General features: G+C 58.6%; 15 protein-coding genes. 3 read left to right on the top strand and 12 right to left on the bottom strand.

From position 1 onward, the window contains the following. The first annotated feature begins 119 nt into the window (after positions 1-119). Genes AC5RE1_RS01805 through AC5RE1_RS01815 form a run of 3 tightly spaced genes read left to right on the top strand, consistent with a single transcriptional unit; the run spans position 120 to position 1602 of the window. Positions 120-755 (top strand): TetR/AcrR family transcriptional regulator, encoded by a 636-nt coding sequence (locus AC5RE1_RS01805; protein ID WP_179370230.1) that lies wholly within the window; start codon positions 120-122, stop codon positions 753-755. Further along, positions 752-1285 (top strand): MarR family transcriptional regulator, encoded by a 534-nt coding sequence (locus AC5RE1_RS01810; protein ID WP_179370229.1) that lies wholly within the window; start codon positions 752-754, stop codon positions 1283-1285. The genes AC5RE1_RS01805 and AC5RE1_RS01810 overlap by 4 nt, the downstream gene beginning before the upstream one ends. Then, complete coding sequence (locus AC5RE1_RS01815) at positions 1282-1602, top strand: DUF4298 domain-containing protein (protein WP_493938242.1); 321 nt, start codon at positions 1282-1284, stop codon at positions 1600-1602. The genes AC5RE1_RS01810 and AC5RE1_RS01815 overlap by 4 nt, the downstream gene beginning before the upstream one ends. Here the strand turns inward: AC5RE1_RS01815 and AC5RE1_RS01820 are convergent. The 12 genes from AC5RE1_RS01820 to AC5RE1_RS01875 all read right to left on the bottom strand — a co-directional run bounded on the left by AC5RE1_RS01820 (position 1577) and on the right by AC5RE1_RS01875 (position 19502). Next, positions 1577-3619, bottom strand: coding sequence for an ABC-F family ATP-binding cassette domain-containing protein (locus AC5RE1_RS01820; protein ID WP_179370227.1), 2043 nt, complete (start codon positions 3617-3619; stop codon positions 1577-1579). The two genes, AC5RE1_RS01815 and AC5RE1_RS01820, sit on opposite strands and share 26 nt — an antisense overlap. Next, positions 3620-4600, bottom strand: coding sequence for a 4-(cytidine 5'-diphospho)-2-C-methyl-D-erythritol kinase (locus tag AC5RE1_RS01825; protein ID WP_103632354.1), 981 nt, complete (start codon positions 4598-4600; stop codon positions 3620-3622). Next, positions 4593-5684 (bottom strand): 16S rRNA (adenine(1518)-N(6)/adenine(1519)-N(6))-dimethyltransferase RsmA, encoded by a 1092-nt coding sequence (gene rsmA / locus AC5RE1_RS01830; RefSeq protein WP_179370226.1) that lies wholly within the window; start codon positions 5682-5684, stop codon positions 4593-4595. The genes AC5RE1_RS01825 and rsmA overlap by 8 nt, the downstream gene beginning before the upstream one ends. 105 nt (positions 5685-5789) lie before the next feature. Further along, complete coding sequence (locus AC5RE1_RS01835; protein WP_179370225.1) at positions 5790-7205, bottom strand: aggregation-promoting factor C-terminal-like domain-containing protein; 1416 nt, start codon at positions 7203-7205, stop codon at positions 5790-5792. Positions 7206-7450: 245 nt separating this feature from the next. Continuing rightward, the gene (locus AC5RE1_RS01840; RefSeq protein WP_179370224.1) at positions 7451-8575 is read right to left on the bottom strand and encodes a resuscitation-promoting factor; all 1125 of its coding nucleotides are present in this window, start codon (positions 8573-8575) and stop codon (positions 7451-7453) included. A 219-nt stretch (positions 8576-8794) separates the two neighbouring features. Next, the gene (locus AC5RE1_RS01845; protein WP_179370223.1) at positions 8795-9703 is read right to left on the bottom strand and encodes a TatD family hydrolase; all 909 of its coding nucleotides are present in this window, start codon (positions 9701-9703) and stop codon (positions 8795-8797) included. A 1-nt stretch (position 9704) separates the two neighbouring features. Continuing rightward, complete coding sequence (locus AC5RE1_RS01850) at positions 9705-11144, bottom strand: alpha-amylase (protein ID WP_179370222.1); 1440 nt, start codon at positions 11142-11144, stop codon at positions 9705-9707. 1 nt (position 11145) lies between these two features. Next, a complete protein-coding gene (locus AC5RE1_RS01855; protein WP_179370221.1) occupies positions 11146-11808 on the bottom strand; it encodes a DJ-1/PfpI family protein in 663 nt (220 codons plus the stop codon). A 26-nt stretch (positions 11809-11834) separates the two neighbouring features. Continuing rightward, complete coding sequence (locus AC5RE1_RS01860) at positions 11835-12017, bottom strand: hypothetical protein (protein ID WP_493938243.1); 183 nt, start codon at positions 12015-12017, stop codon at positions 11835-11837. Positions 12018-12054: 37 nt separating this feature from the next. Continuing rightward, positions 12055-13896, bottom strand: coding sequence for a cation:proton antiporter (locus AC5RE1_RS01865; protein ID WP_179370220.1), 1842 nt, complete (start codon positions 13894-13896; stop codon positions 12055-12057). A 152-nt stretch (positions 13897-14048) separates the two neighbouring features. Further along, the gene (locus AC5RE1_RS01870) at positions 14049-17708 is read right to left on the bottom strand and encodes an efflux RND transporter permease subunit (protein WP_493938244.1); all 3660 of its coding nucleotides are present in this window, start codon (positions 17706-17708) and stop codon (positions 14049-14051) included. A gap of 453 nt (positions 17709-18161) precedes the next feature. Then, entirely contained in the window at positions 18162-19502 is a 1341-nt protein-coding gene (locus AC5RE1_RS01875; protein WP_285067917.1) for a galactose-binding domain-containing protein, read from the bottom strand. Between the last annotated feature and the right edge of the window lie 391 nt (positions 19503-19893).

Raw genomic sequence — 19893 nt, forward strand, 5'->3', positions numbered from 1 at the left:
CGCCTTTTGATTCTGCCATATTTACCCCTTGCCATGCCACGTCGGCCGGGCAGAGAAGGGTCGTTCGCGCCACACCTCACACCTACCGCGCGCCCCAATTCAGATGACATACTGACGGTATGAGTGAAAAACGCACGCGAATGAGCGGGTTCGAACGACGCGAACAGCTAGTTGAGATTGGACGCTCACTTTTTGCTCAAAAAGGCTTTGATGCGACGAGCGTTGAAGAGATCGCATCGAAGGCAAAAGTGTCGAAGCCGATCGTCTATGAGCACTTCGGCGGCAAGGAAGGCCTGTATGCGGTCATCGTGGACCGTGAAGTTCAGGCGCTTGTGACGAAGCTTCACACGTCGTTGGAGTCCAGCGCCAGGCCTCGTATCCTTCTAGAAAACGCGACACTTGCCCTTTTGGACTACATCGAATCTCACACGGACGGCTTCCGCGTACTGGTTCGCGACGCACCCACCGATCGCACGCAGGGCTCATTCTCTTCCGTGCTCGGCGATGTCGCGTCGCGCGTCGAATACCTGTTGGCCGAACAGTTCTCGCACACGGACATCAACGCGAACCTCGCTCCCCTGTACGCGCAGATGCTGGTCGGACTCATTGCGCAGGTTGGACAGTGGTGGCTGGACGATCGGCGAATGAAGAAGGACGAGGTCGCCGCACACGTTGTAAACCTAGTTTGGAACGGCATTCGCAATATGCGTCCCAGCCCGTCGCTGGCCGTCCGATCGGAGGATTGTGTGCAATGACTTCAGCTGATCGCGCTTCCTGCCCGACGCACGAGGCGCACGATGAGGTCTCTCGCATTGTCGAAGCGTGGACAAACGAGCGCCCAGATCTGGATCCCACGCCGATGCTCGTTCTGTCGCGAGTGACTCGTCTGGCCAAGCACCTCGACCGCGCCCGCCGAGCCGCATTCGCCGACCACGGCTTGGAAACGTGGGAATTTGACGTTCTTTCGTCCCTGCGTCGCGCAGGGGAACCCTATGTGCTGAGTCCGGGTGATTTAATCGCCGAGCACTTGGTGACAAGTGGCACGATGACGAACCGTATTGACCGCCTGCAGGAGAAAGGCCTGGTCACCCGTTCTTCCGCGCGTGAAGATCGTCGCGTCGTTCAGGTGAAACTGACCGAGGAGGGCAAGACGAAGGTTGATACCGCGCTTGCGTCCCTACTCAATTCTGAACGTGGAATCCTGGCTCCTCTGTCATCTGGCGAGCGCGAGAAACTCGCTGATCTTCTGACAGTTCTACTGGCCCCCTTTGAAACTAAAGAATGACTGTGACCCGCGAATCTGAAGCGTTGGAGCGCCTGCACCACATGGAAGAGCGCTACACCGAAGCGTGCGCGCTGATGGATCAGGCAGAAGATGCGCTGGCCAGTATTGAGGCACTGGATCAGACAATGATTCCACTGATGGATCAGTATTCGTCGTCGTGGATGAACGACCGTGAGGTCGCAATCGAAGCAGGTGAACGCCTTGGCGTGATCGGCGAAGACGAAGTGTGGACCCTCTATAGTCGCCAGCGCGCCCTCATGGCCAAACTTCTGGCGGATTCCAGCCGTTTCTTCACCGACGATCTGCTGGGCGACTGAGCTCTTCGTCCTCATCGGCGGCTGAGTCCTGACGGTGCCTGGGCTGAGTCCTGACGGTCGCTGAGTCCTGGCCGCCAGCTCCCAACTCATCCAACAGTTCCGCCGCTTCCAGCCACGCCATTTCAAGTTCATCGATCTCGTCTAGAATCTGGCGATGTTCGGCTGCCACCTGTGTCAGTTCATCGACCAACGAGGCATCCGTGGCAACGCGGGCCCCCAGATCGGCGAGGCGATCAGACAGTTTTATTTCCGAGGCGCGCAGTTTTTCGAGTTTACGTTCGATACGATCGGCGTCTTTCTTCGCCACCCTACGAGCGGCGGCGTTAGAGATGGTCGAGACGGCCTCGTTCCCCGCGGAATTCGAAGCAGAATTGCCCGCGGACTTACCTGTCGGATTCCCGGATACATTCGCCGACGTTGAGTCTGCATTACTGCCGGAAGTCGTAAGCCCCAGCCCCTCTTCGCGCATGGCGAGATACTGTTCGACACCGCCGGGCAGGGCGCGCAACTTTCCATCGCCGAGCAGTGCGACCTGATGGTCGGTGACGCGCTCCAGCAGGTAACGGTCATGCGAAACGACGACGAGCGTGCCCGGGAAGGAATCCAGCAGGTCTTCCATCGACGCCAGAGTATCGGTATCAAGATCGTTCGTCGGTTCGTCAAGCAGGAGCACGTTCGGTTCAGCCATCAGCAGGCGCATCAGCTGCAGGCGACGGCGTTCACCACCCGAAATCTCGCTAATTCGCGTGTAGGCACGCTGACGGGTAAAGCCCATGCGTTCCGTCATCTGTGCGGCACTGACCTCGCGCCCGTCGACGATCGAGGTCTGCGCAACCTCGGCGACGGCTTCGACGACTCGCATATCCGCGAGCGCATCCAGTTCATGCGTGTCCTGGGACAGCGTGGCCACTTCGACGGTTTTACCGCGCTTGACGCGACCGGAGTCAGGCTGGATGTCTCCGCGCAGCAGGTTCAGCAGAGTTGTCTTTCCTGCGCCGTTGACACCGACGATGCCGACTCGTTCGCCGGGTGCGAGGCGCCAGGTGACACCGTCAAAGATGATGTTCGCCTCGCCGTTCGGGCGCGTGAACGCGATCGAAACATCCTCAAGGTCCAGGACGTCTTTGCCCAGGCGCGCGGTCGCCATTTTCACCAGTTCAACGGTGTCGCGCGGTGGTGGCACGTCGGCGATCAAGGCTTCTGCGGCGGCTTTGTGAAACTTCGGCTTTGATGTGCGCGCGGGCGCGCCTCGACGCAACCACGCGAGCTCTTTGGTCAGCAGATTCGCGCGCTTTTGGGCAGCCACATCGGCTTGGCGGACACGTTCGGCGCGGGCCAGCGTATAGGCAGCGTACGAGCCATCGTAGATTTCGACGTGGCCAGCGATCTGTGGGCGGTCGCCACCCGGGTCGACTCCGGCGACGACTTCCCAGATGTGCTCGCACACGGTGTCGAGAAACCATCGGTCGTGCGTGACAACCAGCAGAGCACCATTCGCGCCGGGCTTCGCGAAGCGCGCGTTCAGGTGACGGGCCAGCCACGCGACGCCTTCAACATCGAGGTGGTTCGTCGGCTCATCCAAGCAGACGATGTCAGATTCGGTGGCGAGTACTCGGGCAAGTGCAACGCGACGCCTCTGCCCACCCGACAGGGTCCCAATCAGTGCGCGCGTGTCGATGTCGGACAGCAGACCCGCGTGGATGTCGCGGATCGTTGCGTTCGAGGCCCACTCGTATTCTTCAAGCCCGGGGTGGACAGCGTCGACAACACTCATCTGCGGGTCGAGCGAATCCACCTGATCCAACACAACGATGCGGACACCGTCGCGCTTGGTGATGAGGCCTAAGTCCGGTTCCTGAATCCCGGCCACCAGGCGTAGCAAGGTCGACTTTCCAGCGCCGTTCGGGCCAAGAATACCGACGCGCGACCCATCAAACAGGCTGACGGTGACGTCATCGAGCAGTTTGCGTGATCCCGCCATTGTGGCCAGGGATTGCGTTCCTAGAAGGTGAGCCATTTATGCGTTGTCCTCGTGCTCAATCATTGCGCCACGCGCGGCACCCCACGTCGTCAACACTGCGGAGACGGCGGGGAGCTGAGCGAGTTCGTCGGCGATGCAGTGGGCGTCTTCCGCGCTGGTGGCAAGGGCCGCGATTGTCGGGCCGGATCCGGAAAGAATCACGGCCAGGGCGCCAGCATGACGCGCGCCAGCAATCGTCTTAGCCAGTTCGGGGCGCAATTCAAGTGCCGCTTCGGTCAGGTCATTGACGAGGCAGGGCGCGGCTTGCTCGGCAGAACCTGTCAGTAGAGCGCCCGCTTCATCACTGAGATCTTCAAGAAGCTCCCACGTGCCTCCAGGCCCGCCCATCTGGTCAAGCTGATGGAAAACAGCAGGTGTTGATAAACCCCCGTGCGCCAAGGCGATCGCCCAGTGGTGACGCGGTTCGTCTGAACCGTCGGCAAGCAGACTCATATGGTCGCCTCGACCGGTTCCCAGCGCGATGCCACCGGTCAGGCATGCGGGAACGTCAGCACCCAGCGTTCGTCCCATCATTTCAAGCTGATCGCTGTTGAGGCCCAGCTCCCAGAGTGCATTGCAAGCGACAAGCGTCGCGGCAGCATCCGCGGAGCCACCGGCCATACCGCCAGCCATCGGCAGATGCTTTTCCACGTGGATCTCAATGCCGGCAGCCGTGTGTCCCCACGGCCCCATCGCAGCAAGTTTCTGCAGGCTACGTGCAGCTTTGACGCACAAGTGGTTTTCGGGATCCAACTCCGCCATTGCAGCAGTCGTCGCTTCATCAACCCGACCGTTAGACAGGTACGCCGTTGTTGTCACGTGAATACCAAGACGGCGCGACGTGCGAACAGTGACTGTCTCGCGCATATTGAGCGCTTCAAAGACCGTGACCAGCGGGTGATATCCGTCCTCGGTGGGGTGTCCCACGCGAAGAGTCAGATTCACTTTGCCCGGAGCACTCGCCCTCACTTCACGCATCAGCAGAATCCTGCTGTTGAGCGAGCGCCGACTCCGCCCCATTGTCAGCGCCAGGGGCTGCAGTGGAGGCGGCCTGGTCTATTGGGGAAGACCCCACGGACTTGCCTGTACGAGGATCGACGCGAGCAGCCAGCACCCCACACGCACGCAGTTCGAGGACCGCGCGACCAAGGCGCACGAATTCTTCAATACCGAGTGCTTCACCGCGGGCGGTCGATTCCACTCCGGCAACGTCCAACAGCGCTTCGGCGGCAGCTGGCGAACCCGCCCACGTCTTCAACGCAGCGCGGAGAGTCTTACGGCGCTGACCGAACGCCACATCACAAACCTCGAAGGTTGCTTGACGCAGGTCTTCATCGCCACGAGGCTCGCCATCGCGGCGCAAACGAACCAACGCAGAGTCCACGTTCGGAACCGGCCAGAAAACACTGCGACCGATCGTGCCCGCACGCTCAGCCTGACCGTACCAGGCGACCTTCACCGACGGCACGCCATAGGTTCGCGACCCGGGGCCTGCAGCCAAGCGATCAGCGACCTCAGACTGGACCATGACAAGAACATCCGTCAGCGTCGGGAATCTCTCTAGCATCGCCAGAAGCACCGGAACAGCAACGTTATACGGCAGGTTCGCGACCAGCTTCGTCGGAGGTGGCCAATCCACACCAAAGTCAGCAACACCGTTGATCTTCGTCGCATCCGCGTTCACCACGTGGAAACGATCAGCGGCTTCAGGCATACGAGCAACAACAGTCTGCGGAAGAGCTTGAGCCAGTGGCGGATCAATCTCGACCGCCCGCACGCGCGCACCGGTCTCCAAAATCGCCAGCGTCAGCGAACCAAGGCCGGGGCCAACCTCAATGACCTCGTCCCCCGCTTCCACACCACCGGCGCGAACGATGCGACGAACCGTCCCAGCATCGTGTACAAAGTTCTGCCCCAAAACTTTCGTCGGGCGAATACCGAGCGCATCGGCAATCGCTTTCACTTCAAGCGGGCCAAGCAAGCCGGTTTCAGACGGCTGGACGCCCTCTGGAAGAGTCGGATCCAGGCGAGTATTCGGGGTGCGGGTACGAGATCGAGTCACCCTGTCATTCTACTGGTCAGGCAGGCTGGACCGCGGTGCGGAAAGTGTGCGCTAGGTTGCGCTCGCCATGCCAATGAACGGTGCCCGCACAATTCACGCGGAGGATTAGTACCAGCCGACAGACTCAGAATGAGCCCATGCACCACACGGGCTCTGGTAGCGACCCTTGATATACTTCAGACCCCACTTGATCTGGGTTTCTGGGTTGGTTCGCCAGTCGTCACCCTCGGACGCCATCTTCGAGCCGGGAAGCGACTGCGGGATACCGTAGGCGCCCGAGCTCACGTTCTCTGCTCTGGGGTTCCAATGAGATTCGCGAGTCCACAACTTGTCAAGGCACTGGAATTCACTGATGTCCCAGCCAAAACTGACCACCAGTTCCTGGGCAATGCCACGCGGATCGCCAGCAGCATAGGAAGCGACGCTGACACCGTACACGGACGCAGCGCGAGCCTTCGCACGATCCGTCGCGCTTTCAATCGATGCAATAACAGCGTTCACTTCGTCTTCGGTAGAGATCGTTCCGAGCTTTGCCGTGTATGCGGTGATCGAGTTGCCCGCACTGTCCACGGTTGTCTCCAACGTGGCCTTCGGGTCGATTCCGGCGATAGCAAGCGCCTGAGGAGTCGCTTCCTTTGTACCATTCGACCTGACCTGCGCGGTGGGAGCGGTTGTCACCGATTCACTGATCACGGCGAAAAAAACGGGCCTGCCGTTTACTCTTTCCTGCCATTGCTTCTGAGCAGCAACGCCTTGAACACCCGCTTGGGTAATCTTCGATTCACCCTTGAACAGGTCCGCAGACTCTTGGGTGGTTTCGCTGAATTCAACGGGGATATCCACATCAACGTATCCGCGAGTCACGCGGTCCACGTTAATTTTCATCGAGCGATCAGGCCGGACACTCACGTTCAGGCGGTCATTGGGAGTCAACTGGACTCCAGCCTGCGCGACGATGTCATCGGGACGCTGTTCAGGAGAGACCTGAACCGTAGTCTGCTGACCGTCAGCCTGAACCGTGATGTTCTGCGAACGCTCAACAATCTTCGTCACATCTTTCCTGACAGACCTACGATCCACCGCAACGGCAACATCGCTACCAAGGGATGATGAACTGACAAGAAGAGCCTGAGCGGAGGAAGCGGTCGACCAAATCGTCGTCGGCGTCCCATCAACGGTCAGCTTGTATTCCTTCGCGGTACGCACGATGATCGTTCCCCCATCGGGAGCAACCGTGTTCAACGACGGCTGGATCAGATCGTGTTCACCAACCGCGACACCCGCGCGCGCCAGAACCGACGAGACGCTTCCACCCCACGTCGTAATCGGCTGAGAAACCCCATCGACTTCGAGCGTCAGCTCGGCGCGAGACGACATCATTCCGCCTCCAGCAACAACCGCCATCGTCGCAGACGCCAACCATGCGGTGGCAACGACTGTTTTGCGCGTTGGGTTTAATCCGCCCAGGAAAGCACGGGTGGGGTGCAGGACGGTTTCAGAAAGCATCGAACGTGAAATCACGGGGTCGGTAGCTCCTTGAGTGGAATGTGAGTAGTTCACCAGTGTCCACGGTACGTGATTCCAGGGGCGCTGCACAGGTGAACAGGTGCAAGGTGATCCTTTACACCCCACTTATTTTAAGAAAGTCAACGCTCACCTGCGGCGTGTTGAGAATCAACGTCACCCAGCAACGTGGATTCTGTTGTCACTCAGGCAGAATCTGTCAGTTCAGACCGAATTACCGGTCAGTACAGGCCCGTTACCTGTCAGTACAGCCCCATTGCTCGAGTGCACGACGGCCACTGACCCCAGCCTGCACGCGCCTGCAGCGCTTGAGCTCGGGCAGTTTGTTCTTCAGCGGACGCGTTGGACGGAAGCCCCGTACCACCAACTGACCGCCAGGTCGACAAGGTGAACTGGTAGAGACCGTAGTATCCGTTGCCCGTATTCGTTGCCGGATTACCGCCCGACTCACACTGCGCAAGGGCTGCCCAAACACCAGAAGAATCAGCAGACAGTGAGTATGCGCTTCCAGCACCGGCAGAAGTGGCAGCGGTTGAAGCGGTGCGCTCCTTGGTTCCCTTGGCAACGATCTCGCTGGTTGCCTCGGTCTTGGTTTCAGAGATCACACGGTTCACGGTGACCTGCCCGTCGACTGTTTCGCGGAACAGCTTGCGGGTGATAGAGCCGTTCACACCGGCCTGAACGACCGAGGTTTCGCCCTGGTAGAGGGTGTCGTCTTCACGCTCTTGGGTCGAGTAAGCAACCGCCTCGGTTTCGGTGACGGTTTCTCGGCTCACTCGGGTGACCTTCAACGTGGTCTTACCTTCGCTGAAGATGTAAGAGAAACGATCAAATTCGCCGAGCCTGACACCAGCATCTGCGAGAACCTTGTCAGCTCCCTTACCGGACGCGGTGATTTCGGTTTGTGTGCCATCAACGTCAAGGATGATCGGCGTACCGTCGGTAACAACGGGCATTTCAGAACGCAGTTTGGAACGATCCGCAGCCAACGTAATCGTGGACTCGCTGTTGATGGAGTCCAAGACGCCGTCGATGCTGTCGGCGGTTGACCATGCAGTCAGGTCTTCACCGTCAATGTTCACCGCGTATGCGGAGGCCATGCGGACTACGATCATGTCGCCGTCGTGGACGCGAGTTGAGGTTGCGGGAGCAACAAGGTCGTGCTCGCCAATATTCACACCTGCGGATTCAAGAACATCGTCAACAGTGGTGTAGAAACCTTCGACCGGCAGTGAGACACCGTCGAGTTCGAGGGTGACCTGATGATGAGCAGAGGCAACTCCGCCCGCGGCGATTCCCACCATTGCAAGGGCAAGCGCGGACGCGCCAGTGATGACGGTTCGTTTACTCGGGTGTGAAATGTTCACGCGGCTCCAGACTTTGAAGGTTCCGCTCGGGTGACTCGATGCGTGCATCGTGTGAGCGGATAACGGACTAACACACTTACCGTAACCGTTTTGTTATCTGCGTGCGTCAGTTCGTGTCTATCTTCACGAAACAAATTAACGAGGTTCATCACCGATCTTGATGCCTCATGGGACGAAGCTAGCGCGTTCTCAACCGCCAAAAAGGCGTACCCACCCCCCCTACTTTCCGTAGACTCTGAGCGAGTTTTCCATCAATCGACGGCAGGCCTCTTCTTCACTGGCTTCCCAAAGATCCGCGATAAATCGGACGGTGTGAGCCATCACGTACGAAGAGTTTGGCGAACCACGATGTGGGACGGGTGTCAGGTAGGGAGCGTCCGTTTCGACAAGAACAAGTTCGCGGGGCATCCGGAGAAGCCCCTGGCGAAGGTGATCATTGGCGGGATACGAAATGGGGCCCGCGAACGATGCATACCAGCCATTCTTTGCCAGGATGTCTGCCAGTTGTCCATCTCCGGAGAAGCAGTGAAAGACAATCAGCTGATCTGCGCGCGCCACGTCCTCAAGGACGGAAACCGTGTCATCGTGAGCGTCACGATCGTGAATCTGCAGGGGCAGGCCGGCTTGCTCAGCCATCTGAATGTGGGCGGCAAACGATTCTTTTTGCGCTTGCTTACCTTCGTCTGCGGTACGGAAGTAGTCCAACCCGCTCTCTCCGACGGCGACGACCGTCGGATCACTTAAACGTCGTTCAACTTCTGACAGCGCTTCGTCAAGGGGAATGTGATGATCGCGTTGAGTCGGGATTAAGCCGTCGGGTGACGGAACCTGGACTCCAGCGTGAAGAGCGGCTTCGTTTGGGTGGATCGCCAGCGAAACCTGGACGCCTTGGAAGGATCGAGCGATCTGAATCATCGGATCGAAGTCAGGGAGCTCGCAGGCAGAGGAGACCTGGCGGGTGATATTCACCGATCGAGCACGCTCAATCTGTTCTTCAAGGGACAGCTTCACACCGTCAGCTTTCGGAATTTCGCCCTCATGGACGGGAAGGTGCGTGTGATTATCCATGACCGGCTCCACCAGCGGAGCTGGGACCTCTGGCCATGTGCGAGGGCGTCGTTTACCCACGTCAAACCCCCTTCGGAGAATAGACGGACAATCCGGAATCTGGAACCGGGAACAAAGCAGAACCATCGTCACCGATCTGGACGGGTTCACATCCGCCGATCACGCACTCCCAGATCTGACCGGCATGATGAGCACCCACATTCAGAGTCTTTGCGCTCTCACCAGAATCGGAAATAACAACAGCAACACCGTCACTAGCGTCATCCGTCTGCCCTTGCCTCGCCCAACCGACCACGTGAGAATCGTCGAACGCATCCCACTGGACACCGTACGCGTGCGTCTTACGCATCTTCATCAGGGTTTCTAGTCCTTCAACCGGAGCAATAGGATGCTCACCTTCAGCCCCGAATAGGTCGGCGTGGAATACACAGGGGTAGCCGGCCTCGCGAAGAAGGATCAGCGCATAGGCTGCGGGCTTGAACGAACTATCGACCGGCGACGCCAGCGATTGACCATCCTGAGTATCATGATTCTCCACAAAGGTGACTGCCATCGTGGGGTCCGCGTCCACCAGCGTGCCATTGAAGATTCCGCCCATGTCGAAGGTACCGTTGGCGCGCGACGCGTGGTGGAAGTTGAAGTGAAGCGGGACATCAAACAGGCTCAGTCGGCGATCATCACCGATGAACGCCCGCAGTTCACCAAGGTCAGCGCTCCAGTATTCGCCGACCGTGAAGAGTTCCTTGTCAGAAACATCACGCATGCGGTCGAGCCATGCCATCGTAAAGTCGCGTCCCATGTGTTTCAACGCATCCATGCGCAGGCCGTCAACCCCCGTTGTTTCGAGATACCAGGATCCCCATTCGACCAGGTGATCCATGACTTTGGGATCGGTCAAGTGAACGTCAGCGCCCATCAGGTAGTCAAAGTTACCGAACTCGTCATCGACGTTTTCGTTCCACTTTTTACCCTCGAACAGCCAGAGCCCCTTGCGCCCAGTCGCTTCATCCCAGTCGGTCCCGTGAAAACACGTCCAGTCCCATTCAAAATCCGAGTACGTGCCAGCACGACCTGGGAACGTGAATCGCGTCCAGACCTGGATCTGTTCAGGGTTGCCGACTTCAATGGTGCGATTCTGCTGATCAATCGGGGTTGCGGTCACCGTTTCTGACGCGTCTGCACCCATCTTGTGGTTGAGAACCGTGTCTGCAAGCACGTGGATCCCGTAATCATGCAAGGCCTGGATCGTCCCCACATATTCTTCGCGCGTCCCATACTTCGTGCGAACAGCTCCCTTCTGGTCAAACTCCCCCAGATCCCACAGGTCATACACGCCGTATCCGACGTCATCAATGCCCGCCTGCCCCTTATATGCCGGAGGCAACCACACGGCGCTGACTCCCAGGTCAGACAGGTGCTGCGCCTGATCAGCAATCGAATGCCAAAGCGAGCCGTCATTGGGCACGTACCACGAAAAACCCTGCAACAAAGTGCCGTTCATGTCAGTCGCCCTGTTTCACGATCGCGATTTCAACCGCCTTGGCAGCCTCTTCGCCCAGCAGATGGTTCACGAGGCTCAGACCAAGCTGGATAGCCGTCCCCATTCCGCGCGACGTGAACACGTTATCGTCCACGACAACCGAATCGGTCAGAGCGCGCGCCCCGCCCACTTCGAGATCCTTCATAAAGCCTGGGTTCGCCGTCGCGTTTCGCCCGTCGAGGAATCCAGCGTGAGCCAAGATCGAAGGAGCCGCGCAGATCGCAGCGACAGGCTTGCCGAAGGCGATGCGACGAGCAATCTCTGCCTGAATCTTCGTGTTTTCTTCAAGGTTCACGGTGCCCGGCATGCCTCCGGGCAGGAACAGCACGGTGTATTCAGACAGGTCCGCGTCATCAAGATGCAGGTCACACACCAATGTGATGCCGTGCGACGACGTGACGGACAGGGAACGGGTAGGCGACAGCAACGACGGCGCGCTAGCAAAAGGATTGGAACGAGGTTCTTCTACGGCCTGACTGTCTGATGCCGGAACGGCAATCAGGTCAGCGCGCACGCCCGCCCGATACAGGCAGTCGACGACCGCGAGCGCTTCGACTTCCTCTAGTCCGGGCGCGATGAGGACGCCGACGGACGCGTCGGTTGTGACAGTGGTCGGGGTTGGCATGAGGACCTCCTAATAGCTTTCTGCCTTCAAGTATCGCGCTGACCATGGACGAATTCACTGACAGTAAGCGTGAAACTACCTACTGCCCCGCGTCTACGCGCCACATGACTCGCTTCGCAGAGCCTCGACGGGATCTTCACGCACGGTTTACGCGATGGGACGATGCCGACGGCCACCATCGGGCCGACGGAGATAGCGATCAGGATCATCGCCGCACTCACGGGAAGTTGCGCATGATCGACAGGATCAACCGATGTTGAGCATGATTTCTTCTTGGTCCAGGCGCTCCATTGCCGTTTCGAGGGCGGCGGATGAGAACACGCCTTCATTACGTGCTTCGAGCAGAGCCTGACGCTGTTCGCGGATCGCTTCGAGGGCAAGGACTCGCATTTGTTCGATGGTGAGGGCACCTTGCTCGGGCGTCTTGTCCGGAATGGGGTTTACGGGCACCGGGTCACGCCCATCACTTTCACTAGTGGAGGCAGTTTCTGATGTCCCCTTTGCGACGCTCGCTTGGACGCTGGTTGCTCCGATCACCCCACCGAAAGGCATGGGTGTCTTAAGAGCGGAAGGATGCAGGGCCTCGGCCAGAGCAGTCTCTTTAAGCGAGGAATGCATGAGGTGAAGAAGGTGCTCGCGTTCTTCTTCATTCACTGTATCTGTAGCCATCTGAGGCTTCACCAAACGGATCACCCACGACAGAGTCAAGCCCTGCAATGCCAGCGAACCGCCGGCTACGACCAGTGCGATCAGCAGGAGGACGTTACGCATCGGGGTCGCGAAAGGCAGGGTCTGGGCGGCCGCAAGCGTGACGGCACCTCGCATGCCTGCCCACACCAGAATCGACCCTTCGCGCACGCCCAAGGGCTGGGCGTTGAAGTATTCCAAGTCGTTTCCGCGACGCCTCTGCTGGCGCCAGCCACGTTCAACCCTGCGGTGCCACCGTTCAACAGCCGCATTCCATTGCTCGGGGCTCATGTTTCGGGCTTCAAGAAGCTCAGGATCGACATCACTCGCGTGCGCCAGGCGCTCTTCATGCAGACGCAGACGTTCTTCGTCACGTTCCATTCGCGCGCGAGCATGCGATTGACTGTGGTTCAAGAACGCCAAGAGGGGCGCGAGGAAGAGGACGCGAACACCAACCGCGATGAGGCCAAGAAGCAGGGCGAGGAGCAGGGCATATCCAACGCCGATCTGGCCTTCCTCAACTTTCTCGAAGATGCCGAAAGCTTGGATCCCCATAATCAGGAAGACGAAGCCTTCCAAGACCAATTCCACCGTGTGCCAGTTCTGCTGGGAAAACCGCCTGTTCAGAGCAGGCATGCGCACGTTGCGATTGTAGGAAACGATCAAACCTGCAACGACGGCCGCGACCAAGCCTGAACCACCCAAGTGTTCAGCGGGGATCGAGGCAATGAACGGCATCGCAAACGAAAAAACGGTGTCTGCTGCGGGCTGTTTAATCTTTGAACGCATGCGGCTACCAACTTCGCCTACCACCCAGCCAACAGCAACGGCGGTCAGTAGCGCGATAACAAAATCGCTCAGCAGGTGCGCGGGGTTGAGGGCATCGGCGTCACCCAGAAGTGCAGCCGACGTTGCCGACGACACCAGGACAAGGGCCGTCGCGTCATTAAACAGGCCCTCGCCCTCCAAGATGGTGATGATGCGTGGAGCGACACCCTGTTTCTTCACAATCGATACGGCAACCGCGTCAGTCGGCGAGAGCACCGCGCCCAGCGTGATTGCCCACGGGAGCGAAATAGCCGGGACCAGCCAGTTCAAGACACAACCGACGACCAGAGCGCTGATGATCACCAAGCCGATCGCAAGGGCTGCGACCATTCTCAGTTCGCGCCGAAAATCCATGATTGGCATCGACACTCCGGCCGCGAACAGGAGCGGGGGCAAGATGACTTCGAGGATCAGATCGGGTTCCAACTCGATCGGATCAACCCATGGTAGAAAGCCGATTGCGATGCCCAGTGCAAGCAGAATCAGCGGTGAGGCCACGCCGATTTTCTGCGACACCTGCGCAGCAAAAGCGATAGCGATCAACGCGACAACGGCAATCAGCAGGGTGTTCATACCCGCATTTTATTGAAGGGGTCGCGGGTTTTCTCGCCAGTCTCAGCGCCGGTGGTTCTGAGCGCAGGCACTTTTCAGAGCATATGACTGCGAGTGCAGATGATCGTTAGTACGAGGATTATCAGCGCACACGGGCATCAGCGCGATATTTATCAGCGCAGACGCTCACGACCTGCGAAGAACCTATCCCCCAAAGCAAGTAACGCCGGCAGGACAAAGATAATCAGCGCGGACGCACACAATGCGCCGATCGAAATGGTGCGACAGATCTGCGCGATCGTCGGGTTCTCAAATAGGAAGCCAAGAATGCCGGTCACGAGGATCATGATTGACCCGGACGTTGCGATCGTGTGCATCGAATTGTCGTATGCGCGAGCCAGTGCATGCCGGATATCAAGTTCTTTCCGACCCTCGCGATACTGGCTTGTCAGCAGGATGCCGTAGTCGATCGTCGCACCCATCAAAATGCACTGCACCATCAGCTGGGCCAAATAGTAATTGTCGTATCCCTGCAGTTCGATCGTGGCGATCGTCAGGAAAACGCCGCACTGAACCAGCAGAACCAGTAGCAACGGAACCGACAGCGACAGGAAGGTCAGCGCGACGACAAGGAAGATTGAGCCGGCAGTTAGCCACTGGATCAGACTCATTTCCGAATCGAAAGACGACTTGAGCTCGTGCACCAACACCGAGTTGCCGACCAGGTAGCAGTTCCCGCCCAGATCCTCCGCGCACGCCGATTCCAGTTGGCCGATCAACGCTTCGGTCGCATCGGATTCTTCAGGCAGGGTCGTAGTGATGACCATCCGTGACCAGGTGTCCCCGACCAGTTGAATTCTGGCCTGTCGGATCTGGTGTGATGCGTCGGTGATTGCCGTGCGCATCTTGTCGTCGATGAACGAAGAAAAGCACGCATCATCCAAAATCTGCGTATTCAGCGTGTCCACCAATTGCGCGATCGATAGTGTCTGACCAGCGGTTTCACCCCGATCTGTTGCCGTTTGCGCGCCGTGAATCAGGTAGGCAAGCGCGACGTGATTCGTATCGAGCGAGCGACTTGAAGCGGTCAGCGCCGAAAGCTGTCCCAGCAGGCTTGTCATCTCAGTTGGGTTCAGCTGACTGTCATCAACGACAGCGCGCATGACCTGACGCAGGGCACTCAGCTGGCTCACCTGGCTTTCACTGAAATTCCCGGACGTTTGAGGGTCGTACGCCATCGTGTCGAGGATGAAGCTCACGGCGTCATAGGCGCTCATATTCCACGAACTCGTATCGCCGTACATCGAGGTGCGGAGCAGGGAAAGCTGACGAACTTGGTTGGCGTCCATGCCAAGGAAACTCGCCAATTGCCTGGGCGTAAAGTAGGTGCCCGCAACCGAAGCATCGATGATCGAATGCAAGGTGGAGACCTCGGCTTGCTGTTGTTCTGACAGAGACGAGTCATTCGCCAAGTCAGAGGCAATCGTCTGCGGAGTGTAGAGCCAGTCGGTCGCATGGGCGGGCGAGTCCGCAATCGCAATGATCACCTGAAGCTGAGCCGAGTTCATCGACACGATGGACGCGAACGTTGACAGTGGGATCTGCTGACCGGACACGGCAAGGGAAGCGATCTGATACATCTGCTCGATGCCCGCTTTTTGGTCGTCGGTCAGAGAGCCCGCCAGCGGAGATGCTTCTCCCGCCTGGACCTGCGTGTTCAGGAAATCGATCATCTCCCACGGGCTGGCCGTAGTCGCGGTTGCAGGGTCGTGCCCCGAAAGCGTGGCGCGCATCGCAAGGATCTGCCCCACTTGTTCGGGCTCCATTGACAGGAACTGAGCCAGCCCCTGCACATCCATCGGTGTAGCGAGCGTTGTGGTATCAGTCAATGCCATCAGGCTTGCCAGCTGCGCTGACCTCTCCCCCATTTGGGCACTGACCTGCGGTTCGTTTGTTGCAACCGCGTTGAGCGCTTCAACATAAGCCCTCAGTGTTCGCGAATCGTTCGCGTACTCCCCCGTTTCAGCTTTCTTCTTCGCGTAGAGCAGGCGCACCTGCGACGAATCAACCCCCAGCAGATTCGCCATCTGTTTGAAAGAAATCGGAGTGGTCATCGCCTGAGCATCGGTGAAACGTTGCAGGTTTTCCGCTTGAGCCCGCGCATCACCACTGACCATGGGCGCGTATTGAGTGTTCGGCACGTCGTTGACGATGAAGTCAGCGAACTGGCCAAGCGTCATCGAATCGGCCGAAATATTTGGGTTCGAGATCGCGTGATACAGGTAGATTCCGCGCGCCTCGGATTCGCTCATCCCCAGGAAGTTCGCCAAATCTGCGGGGCCTCGCACCCCCAGCAGAGCATCACGGTCAAGATAGGGCTCCAGCTGCACCAGCGAATTCAACGTGTCTTCATCCGTGCGTGACACGATCAGCCGATTATTGCGAATGAAAGAAATGAACGCCGGCAGACTCATACGCTCAGTTGCCTGGCCGTCATGCGCTAAGAAGTAGACTAAAGACAGCATGTCCGAGTCGAAACTCAGGTCCTCACTCCCCATTTCGCTCAGGGCAACAGACATATCGTCGACAAAACGCTGGCGTCCGATCGTCGTCGGTTGAGACATGACAGAGCGAACCCCATCAGTATCGGAAATACGCTCAGCTAGCTGGCCCGCAATCGCATCATCGCCATTGCGATACAGAAGAACAATCGAGTTTTCCTTCTCGAAAACATCCGCAATCGGATCCGCCTTCGCCAGCGTGTACGCAACCGGCGCGCCTCCAGCCATCACGCCACCGCCAGCGAATAAAGCAATGAAGGCGACGAGGATCGGAATACGAGCTTTATATTCGAACCGTGCAAGAGGATGAAAGTTTGCCCGAAGATAAGGCTTCGCGGTCTTCTCAATCGCCCTATCGCACCACAGGATCAGCGTCGGCAGAATCGTAAACACGCTCACCATCGACAAGAACACACCCTTGGCCAAAGCAATACCCAAATCCATGCCGATCAGCAAAGACATGAAACAGAGCATCAGTAGGCCAACAACCGTGGTCATCGACGAAGAAACGATCGACGAAAAAGCCCCCCGCATTGCGCGCACCATCGCCTCTGGGCGCGACCCATCAGGCGTCTTCTCCTGGCGGTAGCGATTCATCAGGATGATCGAATAATCCATGGACAAGACCAGCTGAAGGATCGCTCCGATCGTGAAAGTCACATCTGCGATCGACCCACGAATCAGGTTCGTCCCCAAATTCAGGACAACGGCCATACCTATCGTGACCAAGAACAGAATCGGCTCAAGCCAGGACGCGCACATCGCAAACAGGATCAGTGCAAGCAAACCAACAGCAACCATCACGATCCACAATGGAAGCTCTGAGGTCGGTGACGGGTTATCCGACTCAATCAACGCACCCTTGATCGCGAAGTGATCGGTGAGTGCCTGCTGGATCGCCGCGTCTTCTGCCGACCCATAAGCATGCTTGGACTCAACAATGAACAGAGTGTGATCACCCTGGTGATAAATCCCGTCTGAATCCTCAGTCCGAGCCTCGTACCCCACCGAATCAACATTCGGGATCGCCTGAAGCTTCGCCAAAGTCGACTCTTCTTCGGAAGCTGTCAGGCCGGTGAACATGACGCGCGTCGACGACGTGTCCATGGAGCCGGGGAACTCAGCCTCCATGATGTCGGTGCCGGCACGCATCTGGGAGGTCGCGGGCAGGAACTCCACCATGTCATTGATAACGCCAACCCTGGGAGTCAAGACAGCGCACGCACCGGTCGCCACCACCATGATGACAAAGATCAGATGGCGGAACCTCACCAAGAAATTGGCACTTGCGGTCAGCACTGACGACTCCGTTTGCTCCATTACATGCGGATTTTTACACGGTACCTGGTGGCGTGTGCGACACGCTAGCGAATCCGGGCAGGTGAGGGCTCGGTTGACGGGCTGAGCCTACGCCCGATGCTACACCTCACCTCAGAACAACCGCGGCGCGATGCTGTGGCCACCTGAATCCACTTCCACAATCACCACACACCCACTCAACCTGCGAGAACCTCCCACCCATCACACAAACCAACCTCCCCGAACAGTACAGTGAGTGGCGGCCTCCGCCTCCAACACGCATGTGGCGGCTTTCTCGACCTTTGGCGGGTCACAATGCTCTGTTCTGCACCGCCAAACACTCACAAATCTAGCAATGCTCCGCGCATGACGAAGCGGGTCGCCCCGAGGGGCGACCCGCTCACGCCGTTTTCTGCGACTACTCGCTCAGCTCCTGCGCTTGGCACGCGTCGAAACAACGGCTCCAGTCGTGGCAAAGAGCGCGGCGAGAGTCATAAGACCCGCCACATCGGCGCCGGTCTTGGCAAGGCCACCTTTAGCCTCCTTGGCCTTGGCCGTTGCGGCCTCGATGAGGAGAGGCACCTTGACGCTGACCCCGGTCGCCGCATCGGTGAGAATGATCTCATGGGATCCGATCGGCGTCGTCGCGGGAATCGTGTACGAGAAGCGCACGACTCCGCGCTCGTCCGCGACTGCGGTACCAATCGTGATCGGATCGGAGTGGAGAACCGCGCTGATCTCGTGACCGGCAGTGAAGCCCGTTCCGACGATCTCGATGCTCTCGCCGATCTTTGCGGTGCTCTTCTCGAGGGTAACGGTTGGGGCGGGGTTCGGGTTCACTCCAGGCCCTGGGTTCGGGTTCGGGGCGGGCTCTGCGGCCTTCAGCTTGAGCTCGACGATCCCGGACTCGACGGTTCCGGTGGAGTTCGTCGCGAGCAGGCGGATCTGGGCACCGTCGGTGCCGGGAGTGACCGCGATCGACGTGTCCCGGCCAGTGTCGCCGTCGAGCTCAACCCACTGGTTCAAGCCCTTCTCCTTGATCTGCCACTGAAGATCCGGGGCGGGATCGCCCGTCACATCGGCCGTAAGGTCGAGGATCGTCCCCTCGGGTGCGGTGATGGTGCGGAACTGATCGTCTCCCGCTATCTCGACCTTATCCATGTCGTCCGACTCGATCGAAATTGGCGAGATGTGCGGTGCTTCTCCGTTAACGATCTTTTCACCGAAGACCTCGACCTCTGCGAGCGCAAGCTGGGTGTAGGGACCCGGCAGGATAACGCGCACATAACGCGCCTGGAAGCCGCCGAAATCGACGCTCGACGGGAAGCCACCGACGCCGTCGACCTTGAGCGCCTTCACGCCATCGGCAAGCGGGCGGTTCGGATCAAACTTGGACAGTAGTTCCTCGTCGCGGGAGGCGACGACCCAGAAGTCCTTCAGGCTCTCATAGCAGGCCCCCTTTTGGCAGGGGTTGCGGTCCGAGCGATTCCAGACGTTGACGTTCGAGAGCGCGAACTCTTCGCCGAGGTCAACCTGCCACCACGGGTTGGTCGCATAGTTAGTGTGCGAGACGGAACCATTGTCGAAGACTCCATCGGTTATACCGTCATTGGCGCGCGAGGCGGGGGCGTACCAACCGGTCGAAACCTGCGTCGCTGTCTTGCCGAGCGCAAGGTTCTCTGGAGCCGCGAGGGTCGGGGATACTGCGCCCGTGAGCGCGAGTGCGGCAACCATCGCCCCACCCAAAATAGTTCTCGTGAAGTTCACCTTCTTACCTTTCGAAATGCTTCTCGCCAATGAACTCTGTCGTCGGCCGATCCTTATTGAGGCGCTCCCACGATAGTGGTTATCGATCGATTATTACATCGTTTGAAAGAAGAATCACATGTTACTCACACTTACCCCTAGGTGCACTGTTCGAGCTGGTTGGTTCATTGTGTGATGGGTGGTTTGTTGTCGCAGGCCTAAGTGGGGCCTGCGATGATTGCGGAAGCATATCCAGCCGACTCAGGCATCGCGTCGACGTTGTCCACAGATGTAGCGGTGGGCGCAGGCCCACCCCCTCGACGGCACCAATTACTCTTCTCGCATCCTTACACGCGGCGAGCGTGATCCGGACCTCACACTCGAGGTTGCGCGGTTCGCAGACAACCCCGTA

This window comes from Actinotignum sp. usb-actsch-rep-73, assembly GCF_059082735.1.

Excerpts from the sequence above, each read along its gene's own strand:
- AC5RE1_RS01805 (WP_179370230.1), top strand. The coding sequence starts at position 120 with ATGAGTGAAAAACGCACGCGAATGAGCGGGTTCGAACGACGCGAACAG.
- AC5RE1_RS01810 (WP_179370229.1), top strand. The coding sequence starts at position 752 with ATGACTTCAGCTGATCGCGCTTCCTGCCCGACGCACGAGGCGCACGAT.
- AC5RE1_RS01815 (WP_493938242.1), top strand. The coding sequence starts at position 1,282 with ATGACTGTGACCCGCGAATCTGAAGCGTTGGAGCGCCTGCACCACATG.
- AC5RE1_RS01820 (WP_179370227.1), bottom strand. The coding sequence starts at position 3,619 with ATGGCTCACCTTCTAGGAACGCAATCCCTGGCCACAATGGCGGGATCA.
- AC5RE1_RS01825 (WP_103632354.1), bottom strand. The coding sequence starts at position 4,600 with ATGCGTGAAGTGAGGGCGAGTGCTCCGGGCAAAGTGAATCTGACTCTT.
- AC5RE1_RS01850 (WP_179370222.1), bottom strand. The coding sequence starts at position 11,144 with ATGAACGGCACTTTGTTGCAGGGTTTTTCGTGGTACGTGCCCAATGAC.
- AC5RE1_RS01855 (WP_179370221.1), bottom strand. The coding sequence starts at position 11,808 with ATGCCAACCCCGACCACTGTCACAACCGACGCGTCCGTCGGCGTCCTC.
- AC5RE1_RS01860 (WP_493938243.1), bottom strand. The coding sequence starts at position 12,017 with ATGATCCTGATCGCTATCTCCGTCGGCCCGATGGTGGCCGTCGGCATC.
- AC5RE1_RS01865 (WP_179370220.1), bottom strand. The coding sequence starts at position 13,896 with ATGAACACCCTGCTGATTGCCGTTGTCGCGTTGATCGCTATCGCTTTT.